The 15535-nt window shown below is 59.1% G+C and carries 10 protein-coding genes and 1 pseudogene; 5 read left to right on the plus strand and 6 right to left on the minus strand.

Annotated features, from left to right (window positions below):
* Positions 1–12: 12 nt before the first annotated feature.
* Entirely contained in the window at positions 13–909 is an 897-nt protein-coding gene (locus tag AB4P96_RS19220; RefSeq protein ID WP_099550140.1) for a helix-turn-helix domain-containing protein, read from the plus strand.
* A gap of 539 nt (positions 910–1448) precedes the next feature.
* Positions 1449–3596, plus strand: a complete 2148-nt coding sequence (locus AB4P96_RS19225; protein ID WP_170040142.1) for a TonB-dependent siderophore receptor — start codon at positions 1449–1451, stop codon at positions 3594–3596.
* Here the strand turns inward: AB4P96_RS19225 and AB4P96_RS19230 are convergent.
* The gene (locus AB4P96_RS19230; RefSeq protein ID WP_170040143.1) at positions 3586–4716 is read right to left on the minus strand and encodes an MFS transporter; all 1131 of its coding nucleotides are present in this window, start codon (positions 4714–4716) and stop codon (positions 3586–3588) included. The two genes, AB4P96_RS19225 and AB4P96_RS19230, sit on opposite strands and share 11 nt — an antisense overlap.
* A 98-nt stretch (positions 4717–4814) precedes the next feature.
* Here AB4P96_RS19230 and AB4P96_RS19235 point away from each other — a divergent pair, with 98 nt between their 5' ends.
* Positions 4815–5585 carry an AraC family transcriptional regulator gene (locus AB4P96_RS19235; RefSeq protein WP_395599941.1) on the plus strand — a complete coding sequence of 257 codons (771 nt, stop codon included), beginning with the start codon at positions 4815–4817 and terminating at the stop codon, positions 5583–5585.
* 19 nt (positions 5586–5604) lie between these two features.
* Here the strand turns inward: AB4P96_RS19235 and AB4P96_RS19240 are convergent, their stop codons facing one another.
* Positions 5605–6075, minus strand: a complete 471-nt coding sequence (locus AB4P96_RS19240) for an Lrp/AsnC family transcriptional regulator (protein WP_017136655.1) — start codon at positions 6073–6075, stop codon at positions 5605–5607.
* A gap of 123 nt (positions 6076–6198) precedes the next feature.
* On the opposite strand from AB4P96_RS19240, the pseudogene AB4P96_RS19245 reads away from it, so the two are divergent.
* Positions 6199–7442: pseudogene (locus tag AB4P96_RS19245) on the plus strand (methionine gamma-lyase).
* A 233-nt stretch (positions 7443–7675) separates the two neighbouring features.
* On the plus strand, positions 7676–8353 hold the full coding sequence (locus AB4P96_RS19250) for a LuxR C-terminal-related transcriptional regulator (RefSeq protein ID WP_026013668.1): 678 nt from the start codon (positions 7676–7678) through the stop codon (positions 8351–8353).
* Positions 8354–8503: 150 nt separating this feature from the next.
* Here the strand turns inward: AB4P96_RS19250 and AB4P96_RS19255 are convergent, their stop codons facing one another.
* The 4 genes from AB4P96_RS19255 to macA all read right to left on the minus strand — a co-directional run bounded on the left by AB4P96_RS19255 (position 8504) and on the right by macA (position 15121).
* On the minus strand, positions 8504–9628 hold the full coding sequence (locus tag AB4P96_RS19255; RefSeq protein ID WP_017135449.1) for an IS481 family transposase: 1125 nt from the start codon (positions 9626–9628) through the stop codon (positions 8504–8506).
* An 883-nt stretch (positions 9629–10511) separates the two neighbouring features.
* Positions 10512–11819 (minus strand): IS4 family transposase, encoded by a 1308-nt coding sequence (locus tag AB4P96_RS19260; RefSeq protein WP_170040993.1) that lies wholly within the window; start codon positions 11817–11819, stop codon positions 10512–10514.
* A gap of 188 nt (positions 11820–12007) precedes the next feature.
* A complete protein-coding gene (locus tag AB4P96_RS19265; RefSeq protein WP_017134517.1) occupies positions 12008–13966 on the minus strand; it encodes a MacB family efflux pump subunit in 1959 nt (652 codons plus the stop codon).
* A 3-nt stretch (positions 13967–13969) separates the two neighbouring features.
* A complete protein-coding gene (macA, locus tag AB4P96_RS19270) occupies positions 13970–15121 on the minus strand; it encodes a macrolide transporter subunit MacA (RefSeq protein ID WP_017134518.1) in 1152 nt (383 codons plus the stop codon).
* Positions 15122–15535 lie beyond the last annotated feature (414 nt).

Here is a 15535-nt window from a genome sequence, read left to right on the forward strand (position 1 = left end):
CCCAGGTTACCCATGACACAGGCAACAGCTTTGCGCGTACAGGCCTTCACCACCGGTGATGTGGCCGCTCAATGCAGTGCGACACCCGGTTGGGTGCAGCAGTACCAGCAGATGTCCCCAGGGCATTTTGCCGGGCAGATCCGCTACCTCGACCTGCACGGCGTCGAGGTTTACGAAGAGTGCATGAACACTCGCGTGGAGCAGCATTTCAATGCGCCACCGGGCTCCCTGGCGTTCTGTTTCGATGGCAGCGACAACGCGCTGTACATGCTCAATGGCGAGAGCCGCAACACCTGGATCACCCCGGAAAACTACCGCGAAGTCGCGGTGGTATTCGGCCCGCAGTTCGTGCAGCGCCATGGTTTGGATGTGGCGAAACTTGAGGGGTTGTTCATGGCACCGCTGACGTGCCAGCAGAACGCGCTGTTCACCCGATGGCTCAGTGGCACGCTGACACGGCTGTCCGCGCTGACTGACCCTATCAGCCGTGATGCCCTCACCCAGCAATTGCTTGATGACTGCCTGTTTATTCTCGACAACGCTTGTGTGTGCCTGGACCGCAGCTCGTTGCAGCGGCGCAGTGACGAGCGCCTGTTGATGGCGCGTATCGGTGAATGGGCGGCGGATGCGCCGGATGAAACCGCCAACCTGCTGGAACTGGCGCAGATCGCCGGTGTGCCGTTACGCCAATTGCAGCAAGGCTTTAAGACCTACACCGGAATGAGCCCGGCGCAGTGGTTGCGCTTGCGCCGGTTGAACGGGGCGCGGCGTGAGTTGTTGAGCTCGACTCGGGCTACGGTGGCTGAGGTGGCGATGAACTGGTCGTTCTGGCACTTGGGGCGGTTTTCGCAGAGTTATCGGGCGTTGTTTCGGGAGTTGCCCAGTGAGACGCTCAGGCGTTTGGGTTGACGGGTGTTTTTGGTACTGACCTGGGGGCCAAAGGATGTAAGAGCCGCAGCAACAGCAGAGCCATACTCGGTCAAAGGTGGGAGCTGGCTTGCCTGCGATGGCATCAACCGGTTGTACCTGATGTACCGAGGTGTCTGCATCGCAGGCAAGCCAGCTCCCACAGAAAAGCAGCTCTTCAGTGTATGAAAATCCGCCTTTCGCTTTTGATTCAACCACTCAGGTCGGCTACTAGGCCGCCGTGCTGTAGATTTTGATCTTGATCTGAGGCGCCCCGTTAACCACGGATTCAAGCCTTCGTTCTGGCACACCGAGCCTAAGCGAGGCACCGAGTGGTGGGGCGAAGACCTTTTGGTTACTTTTGGCTGGGCCGGCATTCCGGGCGTTTGCCAAAAGTGACCCGCTGTAAGAGCGGAACCCTACTCAGCCGTTACCGCAGCAACGGATATGTACACAACACAACCATTCTCAATAACTTGTAAATCCCAGCACATCCCCCTAGCTTATGCGCCCCCCGCCCTGCGCTTTAAGGCCCTACCCCCATGGTTGTGCGTTTTCGTCCCGTCGTTACCTCACGTTTCGCCCTTGGCCTGCTACTCAGCAGCAGCCTGGGCAACAGCATGGCCGCTGAAATCGAACTACCGGCGGTAAACGTCCAGGGCCAGGAAGACTCCGGCTATCGCACCAACAGCGCCTCGGTCGGCGGCTTCAACGAAGCGCCGTTGCTGGACACTCCGGCATCAATCACCGTGATCAACGCCGAACTGATCAAAGACCAGCAGGCGCGCCTGCTCAGCGAAGTGCTGCGCAACGACGCCTCGGTAGGCGACAGCTACGCCCCCATCGGCTACTACGAAAACTTCGTGATCCGCGGCTTCTCACTGAACGCCGCGAGCAGCTACAAAATCAACGGCCGCACCATCACTGGCGAGCAAAACGTCGCCCTGGAAAACAAGCAGCAGGTCGAAGTGCTCAAGGGCCTGGCGGGTTTGCAAAGCGGTATTTCCGAACCCAGCGGCGTGATCAACTACGTGACAAAACGCCCGGAAGATGTGCGCTCGGTTACCGTGTCCACCGATGACCGAGGCAGCGGTTACATAGCCACCGACGTGGGTGGCTGGTTTGGCAGCGAGCAGCAATTCGGCCTGCGCGCCAACGTCGCCCACGAAGACCTCAATTCGTATGTCGAGCACGCCGATGGCCAGCGCGATTTTGTGTCCCTGGCCTTCGACTGGAACATCAGCCCCGACGCGGTGCTGCAACTGGACGCGGAATACCAGAACAAGCAACAGCGCTCCGTGCCGGGTTATCAACTGCTGGGCGGCACCGAAGTGCCCCATGACGCGTCACCGAAGAAATTGCTGGGGCACCAGAGTGGTTCCCATCAGGTCGGCATCGATTCGCTGAACCTCAATGGCAAGTTTGAATACCGCTTCAGTGATCAGTGGAAAGGCAGCCTCAGTGCCGCCCACAGCAAAGTGGTGATTGATGATTACAGCTCGTTTGCCTGGGGCTGTTACTACGTCGGTAGCTGCAACGCCAACACCTTCAGCCCGGAAGGCGACTACGACGTCTACGACTACCGCAGCCCCGACGACACCCGCCGTGATGATGAAGTACAGGCGGCAATAACAGGCCTGTTCGACACCGGCAGCCTGGGCCATGAACTGACTTTCGGCACCAGCGCGTTTCGCCGGGTGATCGACAAGCGCAAGTCCGTCAACGAATACATCGGCAGCGGTAATATCAACCAAGACGCACCGACCTTCGAGCCTACTGATAAGCCGCTGAACCCAAGCCATCGCAACCTCGACAGCCGTCAGTACGGCCTGTTCGTCACCGACCGCATCCGCTTCAACGAGCAATGGCAAACCATCATTGGTGGGCGCGAAGTGCGTCTGGATGAAAAAGCCTACGATGACCAAGGCAACCAGGCGCGCCACACCCAGCAATACGTATTCCTGCCTCAAGCTTCGTTGATCTATAAACCCGTGGAAAATATCTCGCTGTACACCAGCTACAGCAAGGGCTTGTCATTGGGCGGCACGGCACCGTGGTTTGCCCGAATTCCCGATGAAACCCTGGCCCCAACCGTGTCCCGGCAAATCGAAGCCGGCGTGAAATACGACTGGCACCGCATCAGCTTCGCCGCCGCCGTATTCCAGACCCGCCAGGCCTATCAATACGCAAAACCCGAAGGCCTCGAGTTTATCTACGTCCAACAAGGCGAACAAAAAAACACCGGCCTGGAACTCTCCGCCAACGGCTGGGCCACCGACCGCCTGCAGATCGCCACCAGCGTCGCGGCGATTCGTGCCCGCGTGAACAACAGCGGCACGCCAGACTACGAAGGCCACCAGGCGCTCAACGTCCCCAAACTGCGCGCCAGCCTGTATGCCGATTACGCCCTGCCGTGGATGAATGGGCTGGCCGTGCTGGGCGGCGTGCAATACAGCGCCAAGAAGTACGCCGACCGCACCGGCAATGTGCAAGTGGGCGACTACGCCGTAGTGAATGTCGGCAGCCGCTACACCACCAAAATCGACGGCTATGAGACCGTGTTCCGCCTCAGCGTCGATAACCTGTTCGACAAACGCTACTGGCGCGATGCGGGTGAATACCTGGGCGACGACTACCTGTTCCAGGGCGCGCCCTTGACCGCGCGCCTGAGTGCTTCGGTTAACTTCTGAGCCTGCGCGGCGCTGCCAGCCACAGCGCCGCCAAACCACAGACCAACAGACTCCAACCCAGGTCCTGGGCCCAGGCGACCAGGGTCAACCCAGCGCCGATCACCAGGTAATACAACAAACCAAACAGCGCGGCGGCAGTGCCCAGACGATCTTGGTAGGCCACCAGCGCGGCCCCCAGCACATTGGGGATGGCCATGCCGAATGCCAGTACCACCAGCAGCATCGGCCAGACAAATAACCCGCTGTGTTGCAGCAGCACGACCAGCAAGCCACCCAGCACTGCGACACCGGCGGCGATCAGCACTAATCGCTCGCCGTTTACCCCACGCTTGAGCAGTCGCTTGTTCAGCCACGCACCACACCCGGAGCCCAGCGCCAGCAAGACGCCGCTGTAGCCGAAGTCGGCGGCAGACAAACCCAGCCGCGAAAAGATGAATGGCCCCACGCTGTAATAGCTGAACAGCGCAATATTGAACGCCGCCACCAGCCCCACCGAACGCCAGATCCCGGCATCCCTGAGCAGCAACCGCAACGTCTGGCCCAGCGCGGCCGTCGGCATCGAGGCTGGACGGGTCTCGGGCAACGCCCACACGCACCACGCCCATAAGGTCAGCGAGAGCAGCAACAAACCACTGAGCACACCGCGATAACCGAAGAACTGCACCAGGCTGGCGCCCGTGAACAGGCCCACGGCCGGGCTGGCGGCCAGGGCAATGCCCATCAGCGAGAATACCTGGGCCAATTGCACGCCCTTGAAACGGTCACGCAGCACGGTCTGCGTCACCACCGAACCGACCGCCGCGCCAAACGCCGCCAACGCCTGGGCCAGCAACAAACCGTTGAAGCTGGTCATGCCCAAGGCCAGCACCGAGGCAGCCACGTACAGAGCCAACCCGGCCAGCATCACCGGCCGCCGCCCCCAACGATCACACAGCCGGCCCCACACCACCACGCCAAAAGCGAACGCCAGGAAATACACCGATAACGTCTGCCCGGCCCGCTCCGGCCCCACCGCAAACGCCCGGCCGATATCTTCCAGCGCTGGGCTGTAGAGCGTTTGGGCCAGTTGCGGGAACATCAGCAACGCGACCGTCAGTGGCAAAAAAAATTTAACCTTCATCCCCAACTCCTTTGCTTGAAACAGCGCAAGAAGTGTAAGGACTGTCGACTGGAGTATTATCCAGACTTTGACAATTTACCCATCAAATCGGACAACCTATGGCCTGGCTCGCCAACGACGCTACTTTCGATCCCGACCACCTGGCAGCGCCGGTCATCGGCATCGCCGCCCTGCTCGGTGATCACGACTCCGGCCTGCACCGCCACCAGCGCGGGCAACTGCTGTTCACCCGCCGAGGGTGCACCCGTATCACCCTCGACAACCAACTGTGCCTGCTGCCGCCTTCGCGCGCCGCGTGGATCCCGTGCGGCGTGCCGCATCGCGCGGTGATGCACAAAACCGTGGACTATCGCTCGGTGTATCTGAGCCCGCCACTGGCCGACCAATTGCCTGCACAGGTGGGGGTGATCGAGGTCAGCCCATTGCTTCGCGCAGTCCTGGAACCCATAGCGATGGCGCCCTTCGACACCGATTGGCAAACGGGCCGCTACGCGCATTTGCTGGCGCTGTGCCTGGATGAAATCCAGGCGGCCACCGCACAACCGATGCTCCTGCCCTTGCCCCAGGACAAACGCCTGGCGCCCTTGCTCGCCGATCTGGAAAGGTTACCGCCGACCCTGCAAGCCCTGGAAAAACAGATAGGTGCCAGCACCAAAACCATCGGCCGGATTTTCCTGCGGGAAACCGGCCTTGGCTATCAGCAATGGCGCCAGCAGTGGCGCCTGATGCGGGCCATCGAACTGCTCGCCATCGGGCGCAACCTGGGCTATTGCGCGTTCGAGTTGGGCTTTGCCAGCGACAGCGCGTTGATCGCCTTCTTCAAAAGCATGACCGGCAGCACGCCACGCGGGTATTTGAAAGTCGACTGAGGGCGTGCATGAGGCCGCTTCAGCCCGGTAGCGGAATCACCCGTAAAGGCCGCACCGACTTATAGGAAAAACTTGAGTAGATTTCTTTAACACACGGCAACGTCTGCAACACCTCACGCGCAAACTCGCCGAACGACTCCAGGTCTTTGGCCACCACCTCGAGCAAAAAGTCATAGCGCCCCGACACGTTGTGGCAGGCGACAACTTCGGGAATCTCCAGCAGCCGTTGCTCGAATGCCCGGGCGATTTCCTGGGTGTGGCTTTCCATCATGATGCTGACAAACGCCGTCACGCCATACCCCAGCGCCTTGGGCGACAGAATCGCCTGATAGCCGCTGATCACCCCGCTCTCCTCCAGGTTGCGCACCCGTCGCCAGCACGGCGAGGTGGTCAGGGCGACGCGGTCGGCAAGTTCGGCCACGGTCAAGCGGGCATTACCTTGCAAGGCGTTTAAAAGGGCTTTGTCGGTGCGGTCCAGACTCACGGGCATAACGTGCCTCTATTTGTTGTTTTTGTCGATTATTCGCCCCGAAATCCGGGATTTTCCTGGGTTTTTTGCAATGTTCAACTCTGGTTATGAGCATAGCATTGTAGGAAATAAGGAGCGTCCGATATGAACAACAAACACAATACATTCGGCTTTTCTACCCGCGCCATCCACCATGGTTACGACCCCAAGGACCATCACGGCGCCCTCGTACCGCCGATCTATTTATCTGCCACCTTCGCGTTCCCCACCGCCGAATATGGCGCTGCCTGTTTTGCCGGGGAAGTCAGCGGCCACTTCTACACACGCATTTCCAACCCGACCCTGGCACTGTTGGAATCACGCATGGCAACCCTGGAAAACGGCGAAGCTGCCGTGGCCTTCAGCTCCGGCATGGGTGCGATTGCCGCAACGTTCTGGACCCTGCTGCGCCCGGGCGATGAAGTGATCGTCAGCCAGACCCTGTATGGCTGCACCTTTGCCCTGCTGCACCATGGCCTTGCTGAGTTCGGCATCCGGGTGCGACACGTCGACCTCACCGACCTGGCCGCCCTGCGCGCGGCATTGTCCCCTGCCACCCGCATGGTCTATTGCGAAACCCCGGCCAACCCCAACCTGCGTCTGGTGGACATCGCCGCCGTGGCCGAGCTGGCGCACCAACAGCCAAATGTCACCGTGGTGGTCGACAACACCTACTGCACCCCCTACCTGCAAAGGCCACTGGAACTGGGGGCCGATGTGGTGGTGCACTCGGCCACCAAGTACCTCAGCGGCCATGGCGATATCACCGCCGGTATCGCCGTGAGCAACCAGGCGCTGGCACAACGTATTCGCCTGCAAGGCCTCAAGGACTTGACCGGCGCGGTGATGTCGCCGCAGGACGCATCCTTGCTGATGCGCGGCCTCAAGACCCTGGCCCTGCGCATGGACCGCCATTGCAGCAACGCCCAGGCGGTGGCCGAAGCGTTGCAAGCACACCCTGCTGTGCAGTGGGTCACCTACCCGGGCCTGCGCTCTTTCCCGCAATACGCCCTGGCAGCGCGGCAGATGAAGCAGTCCGGCGGCATGATCGCGTTTGAACTCAAGGGCGGCATCGACACCGGCCGGCGCTTTATGAACGCCCTCAACCTGTTCACCCGCGCCGTCAGCCTGGGTGACGCCGAGTCGCTCGCCCAGCACCCGGCGAGCATGACCCACTCCACCTACACCCCCGAAGAACGCGCGCAGCACGGCATCAGCGAAGGCCTGGTGCGCTTGTCGGTCGGGCTTGAGGACATCGCCGACCTGTTGGCCGATATCCCCAGGCCCTGGCCAAATGCACGCGTGCGGCACCGGGCCGCGCCGTGGTGGAAGAACACGCCGTGAAATAGGGCCTACGGTTGAGGTAATCCTTTCCTACAGACGGTGGTCGGACTGGTCCGACCGCCGTTATGCGTTTTTAATCTGTTTTTTTTGCCGATTGGATCCCCATGCATTTCCCTGGCTGTACTAGCATAGGTGCTCGGCGGGTGCATTATCACTGTAGGTTATTCACATTGGTTACCTTGTTAAACCCCGTCGCTATAAGGATGAATACCTGCACTCAACATTCATGGACGAACTGATGAACTCACACCTGTTCCCTCATATAGGCAAGGTCATCGCCAGCACCGGCAGCCGCCATTTCCCGCGCATGCTGCATGACTTGATCCTGACCCAGCTGGCAGTGGACGCTACCCATATCACCCAACTGCAGGTCAGTGCCGAAGGGCACACCCGACGCCGGATCAGCCCGGTCTACACCGACTCGGTGACGGCGCTGGGCGAAGAACAACCCGCTGCCCAATTGCACCTCACACGCCGCAAGGACGATGTGCGTTATGTGTTGTCGGTGTATCGCTCGCATCAGTCGGAAAGTTTTTCGCCACAGGAACGCAGCATGCTGGAGGATTTTTCGACGCTGCTTCTGCCCATGGTCGAGAAACACATCACTGCGATCCAGCCGTGTCGCCAGGGCGGATCGCCTGTGGTCGCGGAAAATCAAGGGCTTGAAACCTTGCGTCGGCGCATTGAAGAACGTCTGGTGCAATCGGGGTTGACCTTGTCCAATCGAGAACTGGATGTGTGTGTGGGTTTGCTGGCCGGGCGGACTGCACCGGAGTTGGCGGAGCAGTTGGCGTTGAAGGTCAACACTATTGAAAGCTACCTCAAGCGGGCGGCGATCAAGCTTGGGATCAGCGGGCGGCATTCGTTGTTGCGGTGGATGTATGCGGGTGATGAGGGCGTCGCCACGGCTCTCTAGATCAGGCTGTGGGTTGTCTTTTGGTGGTGTACATATCCGTTGCTGCGGTAACGGCTGCCTATGGTTCCGCTCTTACAGCGGGTCACTTTTGTAGAGACATGTACGGACCGGACACATGGTTGACACATGTGCGGGGACATGGTGGACGCATTATTGACCATAATCAGGCTTACTAATGTCGATTGTTCGCAAAAAGTGATGGCAGAAATAGACGTCGAACAGACCATCGCTTTCTGCGTTCGGGCGGATTGCTATGTGCTGTCCTACCAAGCCTTTTGCGATGCTGAAGTAGCGTTTTTGGAAGCGAAAACGGCTGTGATAAACCTTGGCTAACACGTCGTCTGGTCCGTATTCAAACTCAGGTAGCTTTTGCGGATAAGCCCAAGGACTGCTGCGATAGCGGTCCATGGGCACCTTGTATTCCAGCGCCTGATGAGGACGTTGCAGGTTGTATATTTCACGCCATTGATCGAATGCTGATTGAGCATCCGCTAGCGTAGAAAAGTGACGCCCGTTAAGGACTTCTGCCTTGAGTGATCGATGAAAACGCTCGATTTTCCCATTTGTTTGCGGATGGTAGGGACGACTGAAACTTATCCGAATTCCCAAACGCACCAGCCAAATACTCAACTCTGTGATCTCGCCAGGATTACGCGGTGAGCCCCATGGCGCGCCATTGTCGACGTTGATACGTGCCGGTAAACCGTAAGTTTCAAATACCTCGCTCATCTTCTGTTTTACGGTGGTGCCTCGCTCGTTATCACACGCTTGGATGGCCAGGTTGAACCGCGAATGATCGTCCAGGATGGTCAGGGGGTGGCATCGGCCTTGCTGCATTGCAAAGTGGCCTTTGAAATCCATCTGCCAAAGATCGTTGGGCTCAGGATGTTCAAATCTCAGCCGGGCCTCTGGTTCTTTCTCTGAAGGCTTAATCAAGCTGTGCCGGTGCAGGACATTAGTGACAGTACTGGGAGCAATTCGCTTGTCCAGCATGCTGCTAATTGTGCGTCCGCCCCATGCCGGATGATCTTGGCGAAGTGCAACGACCTCAGCCTCCAGCTCGGCCCGGGTCAGTTTGGGGCTGCTGGCGGGCCTGCGTGACTTCTCTTGCAAACCCGCAGAGCCGCCGGCCTCGTAACGCTTTAGCCACTTGTAGGCGGTTTGCGGACTTATACCAAATCGTCGACACAGCTCTCGCTTATTACTGCCGGGTTTCTTTGCTAATGAAACAAACTCTTGTTTTAGGCTCATGGCGTCTCTCGTGTTCCAGGGCATGATGGCCTCCCGGCGAAGCTGGCTTCGCCGAGAAGTGTCCACCATGTCCCCGCACACCCGTCAACCATGTGTCCGGTCCGTACACAAGGACGCAAAAGTAACCAAAAGGTCCTCGCCCCAACACTCGGTGCCTCGCTGTGGCTCGGCATGCCCGCAATCCGACAGTGATTTGGGGGGCCGCCGCGATGGGCCATCCTTGGCCCAGCGCGGCTAAACCGGCATCCCTGCCGGTTTACCCCCCAAATCCCTGTCAGATTCCGGCCATCGTGTTTGACGGGGCGATTTCAGATCAAGATCAAAAGCGCAGATCAAAAGACCGCTGACTTCGTCATCGAAAAGGATGTAAGGGCCGGAGCAACAGCAACAGCAACAGCAACAGCAACAGCAACAGCAACAGCAACAGCAAATCCATACTCGGTCTAATGTGGGAGCTGGCTTGCCTGCGATAGCATCAACTCGGTGTGCCTGATGTACCGAGGTGTCTGCATCGCAGGCAAGCCAGCTCCCACAGAAAAGCAGCTCTTCAGTGTATGCAAATCCGCTTTCGCTTTTGATCTAACCACTCAGGTCGGCTTTCAGGCCGCCGTGCTCTGCTTTTGATCTTGCTTTTGATCTGAGGCGCCCCGTTAACCACGCTGGCCGAACGCAGGCTTGAATCCGTGGGTAACCCGGCAGGACGCCGGGTTAGCCGCGCTGGGCCAAGGATGGCCCATCGCGGCGGCCCACGGATTCAAGCCGGAGTGCGGGCATGCCGAGCCTAAGCGAGGCACCGAGTGGTGGGGCACAGACCTTTTGGTTACTTTTGGGGCGTTTGCCAAAAGTGACCCGCTGTAAGAGCCATGCCTTTCAAGGTCTATGTTTAAGAGTCCGTTTAACGTCATGTTTAGGCCTGTTTATCCGCCTTGGCAGCCTTAAGCACCCGAGCTGTTGAGACATGCGCCCGTGCCGCCTTACCTTCCAGCCACTCCTTGGGTTTAGCGACTTTGGCGCCGCGAGGGCTCTTTGCGACGGACTTGGGTTTGATCAACCTCGCCAGGGCCAGTAATCGCTCTGCCAGCCCTTGCGAGGTCTTTTCAAGGGGGAAATTTTCCGCAGGCAATGCGATCTGCAAACCCTGATAATCACTGCGAACATGCACCGCCAAGTGGAAAATCGAAGCTTCCCAACCCTCTGGCTGTGTTTCCCGGTGCGCCTGCTCAACACTACGTTTGAGAACCGATAAAACGTTGTAAGCCAGCACCGCCGAGGCAAAGCCCAGCAGCGCGGCTTTCGGGCTGCCAAAGCTTGTGATTTCACTCTCCAGTACCGATTCAAGGCGTTGGAACATGCCTTCAATACTCCAGCGACGACGGTACAAATCAGCTATCTGTTGAGCACTGATGGTGTCGGGCAAATTGCTCCAGAACCACATCACCACATCACCTGAGTCATTCGCTGTTTGCAGGCTCAATTCAACGCGTCTCCAGCGGCGGCCACTGGTCACTTCGATGATTTGTTCGCGAACGGTGCCGCTATCGACTGCTCCTGAATCTTGCCACTCACTTTCTTGGACGAGTCGTGGATGTTTGCTGGGTTGGCGAACGATGAACGAAGCCCCCGTGTCCTCGCAGGCTTGCAAGACGGGCAGCGTGCAATAGAGCCGGTCAGCCATCCACAACTGGCCCGCGCATGCGCGGGCCAGTAGCGGTAAAACACTGACTCGCTCACTGGCGTAGGCATCTTCCCACGGCTGAAGATCAACGACTAAATCCAGATCCGGATCGTAGGCAACTACTGAAAATCCTGGGCGTGCTGCGCCGCGCTCATTGCGCAGAGCACCTAGACGTTTTTCAGTGGCCGGCAGATGGTTGCCATCAACAATACGCAACTGCCAACCGGGAAGGATCGATGAATGGCCAAGCGTTTCTACGGTCGGTATCAAACGCTCGGCACTGCCCGAAATGAGGGCGCGCAGAAGCTCGGGTTCGGTTCGCTTGATCTTGTCATAGAGGGCTGCAAGGCTGACCGAAAGGCCCTCCATCTTGCGCGCCGCCGCGTGTAATGACGGCCTCAAGCCCAATGAAACAAGGGACATCAGCTCAACAACGGTTGAAAACAAAAGCTCACGGGAGTACTGACGCTGGCGATGATCATCGAACACCTTGTCTACCCACTTGGCATCTACGGCCTGCTCCAAGACCAGCTTGGTCATGACACTGGCTGGTGCTTGTTTTTCAAACCGTTCTAAAACCTTTTCCCACATAGCTTCGTCGTCCTGACTGAATTGATTAGGGGATTTTAAACCAAGACCTTGAAAGGCATGGCTGTAAGAGCGGAACCATAAGCCGCCGTTACCCAAATAACGGATATACACGCCGACAAACCGCCACCAAAAGCCAATCAATCCCGCGCCAGTGCCTCAATCGGGTCCAACCGCGCCGCATTCCGTGCCGGCACAAAACCAAACACAATCCCGATCAACGTCGAACACGCAAACGCCGTCACAATCGACCCCACGGAAAACACCATCTCCCACTCCTTCACAAACAGCGAAAACAGATACCCAATGGCGTAAGACAACGAAATCCCAATAACCCCGCCGATCAAACACACCATCACCGCCTCCACCAGAAACTGCTGGCGAATATCCGATTGCCGCGCCCCCACCGCCATGCGAATCCCAATCTCACGGGTGCGTTCAGTGACGGACACCAGCATGATATTCATCACCCCAATCCCACCCACCAACAACGAAATCACCGCAATCAGCGACAACAGCAGCGCCAGGGAGCGGCTGGTTTTCTGCACCGTCTGCATGATGCTATCAAGGTTATTGGTGAAAAAATCCTTGGTCCCATGCCGCTGCAGCATCAGCTTGTTAACGTTGTCTTCCACCACCTTGCTCGGCTGCCCATCCTTGATACGCACGGTAATGCTGTCCAGATGCCGCTGCCCCAACAGCCGCCCCGCCGCCGTTTCATAAGGTACCCACACGTTCAACGCCTTACTGGCAGCGAACATGTTTTTATTGTCAGCCGTCACCCCGATCACCGTACACGGCAGGTTCCCAACCAGGATCACCTGCCCCAGCGGGTCCACGTTCGGCCCGAACAGGCGATGCCGAGTGTTGTGGTCAATCACCACCACCTGCGCCTGACGCCGCGCATCACTTTCACTGAAGGCAATCCCGGCTTCGAGCTTGAGCCCCTTCACTTTGAAATACCGATCACTGACGCCATTCACCTGCGCATCCAGGTCGATATTGCCAAAGCGCAGCAACAGGTTGCGCCCTACCACCGGCGTGGCGCTGTCGACGTAATACAGTTGATTCAACGCCTCCACATCCGACGGCATCAACGTCTCGATGGCCGACGCACGACTGTCGCCGAAACTGGTGCCGGAAAAGATATCGATGGTGTTGCTGCCAATCGCCTGGATGTCCTTGAGCACATAACGCTTGGCCCCCTCGCCGATCGCTGAAATCGACACCACCGAGGTAATGCCGATGACAATACCCAGCATGGTCAGCAAGGTACGCATGCGATGGGAAATCAGCGCGACCCAGGCCATATTGAAGGCCTCCTTGAACAACCCCAGGCTCGCCACCAGGCGCCGAGCGCCGCTGCGCTTGGGCTCAATCGGCGCTTCGCTGGGCAACTCCAGCCCCACACTGTCATTGGACTTGTCGCTGACTATTTCACCATCGCACACCTCGACAATCCGCTGGGCGTTCGCCGCCACCTTGGGGTCGTGGGTGACGATAATCACCGTGTGCCCGGCCGCGTGCAGCTCGGCGAGGATGCGCATCACCTCCTTGCCGCTGTGGGTGTCGAGGGCGCCGGTGGGCTCGTCGGCGAGGATCACCTCACCGCCATTCATCAAGGCCCGGGCGATACTTACGCGCTGTTGCTGGCCACCGGAGAGCTGGCTCGGGCGGTGGGTGGTGTGCCCCGCCAGGCCCAGGCGCGTGAGCAGGTCGCGCGCCCGGCTGTGCCGTTGGCTCTCGGGCGTACCGGCGTAGATCGCCGGCATTTCCACGTTATGCAAGGCGCTCAAGTGCGCGAGCAAATGGTAGCGCTGGAAGATAAACCCGAAGTAATCCCGGCGCAGTTCCGCCAACTGTTCATCGCCCAGCGAGCGGGTCTCGATGCCGTTGATCTTGTAGCTGCCGGCGGTGGCGTAGTCCAGGCCGCCGAGGATATTCATCAAGGTGGATTTGCCCGAACCCGAGGCACCGATGATCGCGACCATTTCGCCGGCATGAATCGTCAGGTCGATGCCCTTGAGTGCGATGAACTCGCGCTCGCCGGCCATGAAACTGCGGGTAATGCCCTTGAGCTCCAACAGGGGTTGGGTCATGGCTCAGTTCCCCGCCACAGCTGGGCTGGCGTCGCCGATCACGACTTTGTCGCCCTCGGCCAGGCCCTCCAGGATCTGCACCTTGACGTTGTTATTGATGCCGGTTTTCACATCCCGCGACAGCGCCTTGCCCTTGGCGTCCAGCACCCGTAACGGGTAAGTGCCGTCGTTATTGCGCGCACCAAGCGCCGCCACCGGCACTATCAAGGCCGCCTGGGCAGTGTCGAGCACAATACGCACTTGGGCGGTCATGGCGATGCGCAGACGATGGTCCGGGTTAGGCACGTCGAACAGCGCGTTGTAAAACACCGCGGTGTTCTGCTTGGGCGTACCGGCGGTCTGGGTTTCGAGGAAGTTCTGCGGCGCCGGCTCCGTGCCACGCAGCTTGGCGTAGTAGCGCTTGTCGGCTTCACCCAGGATGGTGAAATACACCTGCTGGCCGGGGCTGATATGGATCACATCGGCCTCCGACACCTGGGCCTTGACGGTCATGGTGTCCAGGTCGGCCAGCTTGAGCAGCACCGGCGCCAACTGGTTGGCGATCACGGTCTGGCCTTCCTGCGTGACGATGCCGACTACATCGCCGTCAATGGGCGCGACGATGCGCGTGTACGCCAGATTGACCTTGGCGGTATCGATCTGGATATGCGCGCTTTTGATCTGCGCATCCAGCGACAACAGGTTGGCCTGTTGCACCTGGAACGTGGACTCGGCGTCTTCAAAATCCTGGCGCGATACCGACTCATCCACCTGCAAGCCCTTGTAGCGCTCATACACCGACTTGGCCTGCTTGAGCTGCGCCGCCGTGGCGCGGCGCTGGGCCTGCAGGTTTTCCTCATCCACCTGGGCCTTGCGCAAGGTGTTCTGCAGGATTAGCGGGTCGATTTCGGCCAGCCACTGGCCCTTCTTCACCTTGTCGCCGACCTTGACCTTGAGCGACTTCAACTGCCCCGACACCTGCGCGCCGACATCGACCTGCTTGATGCCCTCGAGCAAACCGGTGGCCAACACAGCATTCTCAATATCACCGCGCTCAGCCGTGGCAGTGAGGTACTGCGGCGCATCGGCGGGTGCCTGCACCGTGTACACCACCAGGCCAATGGCAACAGCCAATACCGCGAGCATTCCAATTTTGCGAAACTTTGACTTTTCCATAAATGACCATAAAAAGATGAAGAGGGCCTAAAACGGCACGGTCCAGTGTGGGAGCTGGCTTGCCTGCGATGGCATCAACTCGGTGTGCCTGATGTACCGAGGTGTCTGCATCGCAGGCAAGCCAGCTCCCACAGAAAAGCAGATCCCAGGCGTATGCAAATCCGCTTTTCGCTTTTGATCTAACCACTCAGGTCGGCTACTAGGCCGCCGTGCTCTGCTTTTGATCTTGCTTTTGATCTGAGGCGCCCCGTTAACCACGATGGCCGAACGCAGGCTTGAATCCGTGGGTAACCCGGCAGGACGCCGGGTTAGCCGCGCTGGGCCAAGGATGGCCCATCGCGGCGGCCCACGGATTCAAGCCGGAGTGCGGGCATGCCGAGCCTAGGCGAGGCACCGAGTGGTGGGGCACAGACC

The sequence above is a fragment of the Pseudomonas sp. B19125 genome (assembly GCF_044218855.1).
Taxonomy (GTDB): Bacteria; Pseudomonadota; Gammaproteobacteria; order Pseudomonadales; family Pseudomonadaceae; genus Aquipseudomonas; species Aquipseudomonas edaphica.

Excerpts from the sequence above, each read along its gene's own strand:
- AB4P96_RS19225 (WP_170040142.1), top strand. The coding sequence starts at position 1,449 with ATGGTTGTGCGTTTTCGTCCCGTCGTTACCTCACGTTTCGCCCTTGGC.
- AB4P96_RS19255 (WP_017135449.1), bottom strand. The coding sequence starts at position 9,628 with ATGCCCTGGAACACGAGAGACGCCATGAGCCTAAAACAAGAGTTTGTT.
- AB4P96_RS19250 (WP_026013668.1), top strand. The coding sequence starts at position 7,676 with ATGAACTCACACCTGTTCCCTCATATAGGCAAGGTCATCGCCAGCACC.
- AB4P96_RS19230 (WP_170040143.1), bottom strand. The coding sequence starts at position 4,716 with ATGAAGGTTAAATTTTTTTTGCCACTGACGGTCGCGTTGCTGATGTTC.
- AB4P96_RS19240 (WP_017136655.1), bottom strand. The coding sequence starts at position 6,075 with ATGCCCGTGAGTCTGGACCGCACCGACAAAGCCCTTTTAAACGCCTTG.
- AB4P96_RS19265 (WP_017134517.1), bottom strand. The coding sequence starts at position 13,966 with ATGACCCAACCCCTGTTGGAGCTCAAGGGCATTACCCGCAGTTTCATG.
- AB4P96_RS19220 (WP_099550140.1), top strand. The coding sequence starts at position 13 with ATGACACAGGCAACAGCTTTGCGCGTACAGGCCTTCACCACCGGTGAT.
- AB4P96_RS19260 (WP_170040993.1), bottom strand. The coding sequence starts at position 11,819 with ATGACCAAGCTGGTCTTGGAGCAGGCCGTAGATGCCAAGTGGGTAGAC.
- AB4P96_RS19235 (WP_395599941.1), top strand. The coding sequence starts at position 4,815 with ATGGCCTGGCTCGCCAACGACGCTACTTTCGATCCCGACCACCTGGCA.
- macA (WP_017134518.1), bottom strand. The coding sequence starts at position 15,121 with ATGGAAAAGTCAAAGTTTCGCAAAATTGGAATGCTCGCGGTATTGGCT.